We start from the raw sequence: 6,909 nt of genomic DNA on the forward strand, positions 1-6,909 counted from the left end.
CGGGCGGCGAACGGTCAGGTCAGCGGTCGCTCGGGCCCAGCCCCGCGGCGATCGTCGCCTGGGCCAGGTCGGCCGCCTCGGAGACCGTGAGGCCCGCGGGCGGGGTCGTGCCGTCGAGCGAGCCGGCGGGGACGATCGCGCGCGTGAAGCCGAGCCGCGCCGCCTCTGCGAGCCGCCGGCCCACGCCTGACACCGTTCGGATCTCCCCCGCCAGGCCGACCTCGCCGATCGCGACGAGCCCGCGCGGCAGCGCCGTGTTCTCGCGCGACCCCACGGCGGCCAGCGCGAGCGCGAGGTCCGCCGCGGGCTCGACGACGCGCGCGCCGCCGACGGTCGACACGTACACGTCCTGGTCCGCGAGCCGCGCACCGAGCCGGCGCTGCAGCACCGCGAGCACCATCGCGAGGCGCGACGAGTCGACGCCGCTCGTGGTCCGGCGCGGGTTGGGGACCACCGACGGCGCGACGAGCGACTGCACCTCGACGGCGAGCGGGCGGCGGCCCTCGAGCGTCACCGTGAGGCACGTGCCCGGGACGGGCTGCTGCGCCTGCGAAACGAACAGCCCGCTCGGGTCGGCGAGCCCGACGATGCCGCGCTCGGACAGGTCGAAGCAGCCGACCTCGTCGGTGGGCCCGTAGCGGTTCTTGGTGGCGCGGAGCATGCGCAGGCGCGAGTGGCGGTCGCCCTCGAACTGGCACACGACGTCGACGAGGTGCTCGAGCGTGCGGGGACCGGCCACCGCGCCGTCCTTGGTCACGTGGCCGACGAGCACCACCGGCATGTCTCGCGACTTCGCCGCCGCGATGAGCGCCGCGCTGACCTCGCGCACCTGTGCGACACCACCCGCGGTGCCCTCGACGGCCGCCGACGCGACGGTCTGCACCGAGTCGAGCACCAGCAGGTCCGGGTCGACGACCTCGACATGCCCGAGCACGGTCGCCAGGTCGGTCTCGTCCGCCAGCATCAGCCCCGGGTCCAGCGCCCCGATCCGCCCCGCGCGCAGGCGCACCTGCGCGGAGGACTCCTCCCCGGTCACGTACAGGACCCGCCGCCCCGTGCGCGCCGCACGCGCGGCGACGTCCAGCAGCAGCGTCGACTTGCCCACGCCCGGCTCGCCCGCGAGCAGCACCACCGCACCGGGCACGATGCCCCCGCCGAGCACGCGGTCCAGCTCGTCGACCCCCGTGGGCCGGGCGCGCGCCGACTCGACGTCGATCTGGTCGATGGCCCGCGCGGGAGACCTCGTCGGCGCCGCCGCGACCGTCCGGGGTGCGCCACCACCGGGACCGGTGTCCTCGACCACCGAGCCCCACGCCTGGCACTCGCCGCACCGGCCCACCCACTTGCTCGCGGTCCAGCCGCACTCGGTGCAGCGGAACCCGGGGCGCGCGGGGGTCCGGGCGGTGCGGGCGGCGGCTCCGCGCGTCGTCGTCGTGCTCACGCAGGCACCGTAGGCCGCACCACCGACACGCCCCTCTTGCCCACGCCGCTGAACACGTGTTTAGTCGGTGGTGTGGAGGACAGGACGGGGGCGGCCGACCGCATCCGCGACGCCGCGATCACGCGGTTCGCGCGCGACGGCTTCGGGGCGTCGGTCCGCGTGATCGCCGCGGACGCGCAGGTCAGCGCCGCGCTCGTCATCCACCACTACGGCTCGAAGGACGCCCTGCGGGCCGCGTGCGACGAGCACGTCCACGCGCTGGTCCGCGACGCCAAGACGGACGCGATGCGCAACGCGTCGCCCGCCGCGGTCATCGCCCAGCTCGCGACCGTCGAGCAGTACGCCGACGTGTTCGCGTACATGGTCCGCAGCCTGCTCGAGGGCGGCGAAGGGGCTGTGCGCTTCGTCGACGGGCTGCTCGCTGACACCGAGCAGTACCTCGCGGCCGGCGTCGAGGCCGGTACGGTGCGCCCGTCGCTCGACCCGCGCGGTCGCGCCCGCGTGCTCGTCGCGACCACCGTCGGCTCCCTCCTGCTCACCGAGCTCGACGCCGTCGCCGGCCGCGGGACCGCCCCCACCAAGGACCCCGCGCGCGCGATCGTGGAGATGTCGCACGCCGCAGCCCTGCCGGGCATCGAGCTCTACACGTACGGCCTGTTCACCGGGTCCGAGTACCTCGACGCGTACCTGGCGCGCGAGCAGCAGGACGATCACGAGCACGGGCACGAGGAGGACGCATGACGGACGCGATCGCCGTCGAGGGCCTGGTCAAGACGTTCGGCGCCAAGCGCGCGCTCGACGGGCTCGACCTGCACGTCGCCACGGGAGAGGTGCACGGCTTCCTGGGCCCCAACGGCGCGGGCAAGTCGACGACCATCCGCGTGCTGCTCGGCATGATCCGGGCCGACGAGGGCCGCGCGACGCTGCTCGGCGGCGACCCGTGGCGCGAGGCGGTCGAGCTGCACCGCCGGCTCGCGTACGTGCCCGGGGACGTGAACCTGTGGCCCAGCCTCACCGGCGGCGAGGCGATCGACCTGCTCGGGCGCCTGCGCGGCGGGCTCGACCCGGCGCGCGTGCGCGACCTCGTCGAGAGGTTCGAGCTGGACACCCGCATCAAGGGGCACGCGTACTCGAAGGGCAACCGGCAGAAGGTCGCGCTCGTCGCGGCCCTCTCGGCGGACACCGAGCTGCTCCTCATGGACGAGCCGACCAGCGGCCTCGACCCCCTGATGGAGGCACTGTTCCAGGAGGTCGTGCGCGAGCACGCCGCGGGCGGGCGCACCGTGCTGCTCTCGAGCCACATCCTCGCGCAGGTCGAGGCGCTCGCGGGCAGGGTCACGATCATCCGGCAGGGGCGAGCGGTGCAGTCCGGCTCGCTCGACGAGCTGCGATCGCTCACGCGCACGGCGGTCACGGTCGCGGTCGACGACCCCGCGGCTGCGACCGCCGCGCTCGCGCCGGTCGACGGCGTGCACCACCTCCGCCCCCAGGACGACCACCTCGCGTTCGAGGTCGAGCCCGACGGGCTGGACGGCGCGCTGCGAGCGCTCGCGGGCGCGCACGTGCGCTCGCTCGTCGCGCACCCGCCGACGCTCGAGGACCTGTTCCTGCGCGAGTACTCCGACGAGCTCGCCGCGCTGCGCGTCCCGGAGGAGCAGTGAACGCGTCAGGAGGACAGCGGCCACGTCCAGTCGTGGAACGGGTCCTCGACTCCCCAGCCCGGCCCGTACCGCTCCTCGAGGAACCGCTCGGGCAGGTGCGGGACCGGGACGCTGCGGCCCAGCAGCTCGCGGCGGCCGTGGGGCTCGAGCACGTCGAGGTCCATCGTCTCCAGACGCATGGAGGTCATGTGCAGCGTCGCGGTCGCGCCCTCGACGAGGTACGGGAAGACGTCGACGTGCCGCCGGGTCGCCGGGTCGACGACGTGGAAGTTGAGCCCCGTGGGGTTGGTCCAGATCCCGAACCCGCGCTCGCGCAGCCGCGCCTTCAGGTCCGTGAGCAGGGGCTTGGCCTCGCCCGCGTCGGCCGCGTCGAGGCGGAACAGCATGTCGACGTCGTCGTCGCGCGCCAGGAAGTCACCCTCGCGGACCGCGCCGAGCAGGGTCCCGTACGCCATGACGAGCGGGTGGCCGAGCTCGGCGAACACGTCCTCGAGCCGTGCGACGAGGTCGAGGTGGCCTGCCGAGTCCGTGCGGAGCTTGCCGAGCTCGCCCACGCCGTGCCGGGTGATCATCTGGGGCGGCAGACCGACCGCGGCTCCGAACCGGTCGAGGTCGTCGCCGAGCCTGCGCAGCGCGGCGCGGTCCGGGAGCACGTCGCCGAACGACCGGATGCTCGTCGCCGTGCCGGGCACCGCGTGCCTCTGCGCCGCCAGCAGCGCGGCCAGCAGCTGTGCCGCGGGCCTGTCGAGCGGCGGCACGCCGTCGCGGACGCGGCTCGGGACGAGCGCCAGCAGCAGGCGGAGCTCGTCACGGTCGGCCGTGCCCAGGCCGTCGCCCTGCGCCGCCGCGAGCAGGCGAGCGAGCACCTGCGCGCGTGCCCGGCGCGCCCAGCGGGCGTGCAGGAAGCGGGGCGGCGACAGGGACACGCCGGTGAGCCGCTCGACGAGCTCGACGACGCGCGGCAGGTCGTCGCGCCGCGCGGACCATGCCACCTGCCAGTCGTCGCTCTCGGCCGTCCGGACCTTCACGACGAGCGCGCGGGTGCGCCGGCCGAGCGCGTCCCGACGGTTGTACAGCCGCAGCGAGGTGGCGCCGAGCGGCTGGAGCAGCGTGACCTGCCACCACGGACCGTGCTCGCGCGCGGTCGAGAGCGGTGTCCCGGCGACGAGCGGCGCGGCCGCGTCCTGGGCGCCCTTGCCGAACGAGCTCACGCTCGCGTCGACCGCCGAGGCGGGCACCCGCAGCGCGCGCGTGCCCTTGGCGAGCTCGACGAGCTTGAGAGGCAGGATCTCCGCCCGGCGCTGGGGCAGCTCGAGCCTGACCGCGACCGTGCCGGCGGGGAGCGCGACCTCGAGACGGTCGACGTTCTTCGCGCCGTAGAAGCCGAGCGACGGGAACAGCACCGACCGGGTCGAGGCGTCCCACCGCGACGCCGTGCTGCCTGCCATCGGACCTCCCGTGCCTGCGCCGTCGCCGCGCGGTGCGGCCGGGCCGCCACACAGGATGTCACGCGATGAGCGCCGCACCGGTGAGCGTCCGTGCCGCCCGGGACAGGGCGAGGTCCGGGTCGGGGCGCGGCTCGGGGTCCGGCTCGTGGTCCGGGACCCGCGGCCTGCTCCGCCTCGCGCTGCGCTCCGACCGCTGGCGCGTCGTCGTCTGGGCCGCGTCCGTGGCCGTCCTCATGTACGTGTCGGTCGGCTCGTACGACCGTCTGTACCCGACCGCCGACGCACGGGCGGCGCGCGCTGCCCTCATCGAGTCGCCCGCGGCGACCGCGCTGGCCGGCCCGGGGTACGGGCTCGACGACTACACGCTCGGCGCGATGACGGCCAACGAGCTCGCGCTGTGGGTCATGATCCCCGTCGCGATCATGGCGGTGCTCGCGGTGACCAGGAACCTGCGCGCGCCCGAGGAGGACGGGCGGCTCGAGCTGGTGCGCTCGCAGCCCGTGGGGCGCGGCGGGCCGATCGCCGCGGGTCTCGGGGCCGCGGTGGTCGCGGTGCTCGCGGTGGGGGGCGCCACGTTCGTGCTGCTCCTCGCGACGTCGCTCGACCCCGCAGGTTCGGCGCTCATGTGCTGCGCGGTCGTCGCCGTGGGGCTCGTCTTCGCGGCGGTCGGGGCCGTGACCTCGCAGCTCGCGGCACAGGCTCGCTCGGCGTCGGGGCTCGGCATGGCCGCGATCGGCGTCGCCCTGGTGCTGCGTGCGGTCGGAGACATCCGTGGGCCGGAGTCGACGAGCGTGTGGACGTGGCTGTCGCCGTTCGGCTGGTCGCAGGCCACCGCGCCGTACACGCTCGACCGCTGGTGGCCCCTCGTCGTGCCGGTCGTCGTGGCCGGGGCGCTCGTCGTGGTGGCGTTCGCGCTCGCCGCCCGGCGGGACCTCGGGGCGGGCGTGCTGCCGGACCGCGCCGGGCGTGCGCACGGCCGCATCGGCACCGTGCTGGGGCTCACATGGCGTCGGCAGCGGACGTCGATCCTGTCCTGGGGTGCCGCGACGGTGCTGTCCGGCGCCGTGATCGGCCTGCTCGCGTCGGCGGTGCAGGACTTCGTCGACGACCAGCCGTCGCTCGGGGACCTGCTGCCGCCCGGTGCCGACCCCGTCGCGTCGGCGTTCGCGCTCTACGCCGTGTTCCTAGGCGTGCTGGCGCTCTGCTACGCAGCCACGGCGGTGGGTGCGGCGCGCGTCGACGAGGACGCGGGGCGGGCCGCGACGCTGCTCGCGCTGCCGGTCGCCCGTGCGCGGTGGCTGGGGGCGCAGGTGCTGCTCGCCGCGACGGCGGTCGTCGTGATGCTCGTCGTCGCCGGGCTCGTCATGGGTGCGACGGCTGCTTCGACGCTGGGCTCGCCCGACCAGGTCGGGACCCTGCTCGGGGCCGCCACGGTCACCGTGCCGGGCGCGCTCGTCGTGCTGGGCGTGGCGGTCGCGGTGCTCGGGTGGTTGCCGCGTGCGTTCGCCGCGGTCTGGGCGTACGTCGCGTACGTCGGGGTCATGTCGATGTTCGGCGAGGTGCTGCCCGACGGCTCCGACGCGCTCTCGCCGTACACGTACCTGCCGCGGCTCCCGGCCGACGACATGAGCTGGCCGCCGGTCGTCGTCTGCCTCCTGGTGGCCGCCGCGCTGGTCACGGTGGGCCTGGCGGGCTTCCGCCGCCGCGACCTGCGGGCGTGATGCTCACGGCGAGCAAGCGGTTGGTTTCGCCGACCGGGTCGATCGCGACACCAACCGCTTGCTCGTGACCGTCAGGTGTCCAGCGTCGACGTCGATGTCGTCCCGCCCGACAGGTCGTACATCGTCGTGCCGTCGACCGTCTGCGCGGGGAACGTCGCCGCGACCCACGCGGCGATCTCCGACGACGCGCTCGAGCCGCCGTTCTGGTTGCCGAAGCCGCCGCCGCCGATGAACCAGTGGATCCTGCCCTCGGCCACGTACTGCTGGAACTGCGCCAGCGTCGGCGACGGGTCCGAGCCGTTGAAGCCGCCGATCGGCATGACCGACCGCTGCGTCGCGAGCTGGTAGCTCGCCGCGTTCTGCGAGCCGACCGTCGCGGCGACCCACGTGTACCGGTCCGCGTCCTCGAGCAGCAGCTGTTCGACCTGGGTGCTGACCGTCGCGCCGTTCAGCAGCCCGCCCATCGAGCCGCCGCCGCGACCACCGCCGCGACCACCGCCGCCGTTCTGCGACTGGCCCTGGCCGCCGCCGGCGCCTCCCTGGTTCTGGCCCTGGTTCTGGCCCTGGTTCTGCCCGGGGTTCGTCGGCCGCTGCCCGTTGCCCTGCCCGGGCTGACCACCCTGACCGCCCCCGAGACC

General features: G+C 75.2%; 5 protein-coding genes and 1 pseudogene. 3 read left to right on the top strand and 3 right to left on the bottom strand.

The annotated features are described in order from the left end of the window. Positions 1 to 19: 19 nt before the first annotated feature. Positions 20 to 1,441, bottom strand: a complete 1,422-nt coding sequence (gene radA, locus AW16_RS0106815; protein WP_029289213.1) for a DNA repair protein RadA — start codon at positions 1,439 to 1,441, stop codon at positions 20 to 22. Between the two features lie 72 nt (positions 1,442 to 1,513). On the opposite strand from radA, the gene AW16_RS0106820 reads away from it, so the two are divergent. Then, positions 1,514 to 2,182 carry a TetR/AcrR family transcriptional regulator gene (locus AW16_RS0106820; protein WP_197021578.1) on the top strand — a complete coding sequence of 223 codons (669 nt, stop codon included), beginning with the start codon at positions 1,514 to 1,516 and terminating at the stop codon, positions 2,180 to 2,182. Further along, the gene (locus tag AW16_RS0106825; RefSeq protein ID WP_029289215.1) at positions 2,179 to 3,102 is read left to right on the top strand and encodes an ABC transporter ATP-binding protein; all 924 of its coding nucleotides are present in this window, start codon (positions 2,179 to 2,181) and stop codon (positions 3,100 to 3,102) included. Before AW16_RS0106820 ends, AW16_RS0106825 begins: the two co-directional genes overlap by 4 nt. Before the next feature lie 5 nt (positions 3,103 to 3,107). Here AW16_RS0106825 and AW16_RS0106830 read toward each other — a convergent pair whose 3' ends face one another. Continuing rightward, entirely contained in the window at positions 3,108 to 4,550 is a 1,443-nt protein-coding gene (locus AW16_RS0106830) for a hypothetical protein (protein WP_029289216.1), read from the bottom strand. Positions 4,551 to 4,615: 65 nt separating this feature from the next. Between AW16_RS0106830 and AW16_RS0106835 the strand changes: the two genes are divergently transcribed. Then, the gene (locus tag AW16_RS0106835) at positions 4,616 to 6,271 is read left to right on the top strand and encodes an ABC transporter permease (RefSeq protein WP_231495969.1); all 1,656 of its coding nucleotides are present in this window, start codon (positions 4,616 to 4,618) and stop codon (positions 6,269 to 6,271) included. Positions 6,272 to 6,342: 71 nt separating this feature from the next. Here AW16_RS0106835 and AW16_RS18610 read toward each other — a convergent pair. After that, a pseudogene (locus AW16_RS18610) lies at positions 6,343 to 6,909 on the bottom strand (glycosyl transferase); the annotation flags it as partial.

Origin of the sequence: Cellulomonas sp. HZM (assembly GCF_000708885.1) — a bacterium.
Classification (GTDB): domain Bacteria; phylum Actinomycetota; class Actinomycetes; order Actinomycetales; family Cellulomonadaceae; genus Cellulomonas.

Coding starts and splice junctions, on each gene's coding strand:
- AW16_RS0106825 (WP_029289215.1), top strand. CDS start 2,179: ATGACGGACGCGATCGCCGTCGAGGGCCTGGTCAAGACGTTCGGCGCC.
- AW16_RS0106830 (WP_029289216.1), bottom strand. CDS start 4,550: ATGGCAGGCAGCACGGCGTCGCGGTGGGACGCCTCGACCCGGTCGGTG.
- AW16_RS0106835 (WP_231495969.1), top strand. CDS start 4,616: ATGAGCGCCGCACCGGTGAGCGTCCGTGCCGCCCGGGACAGGGCGAGG.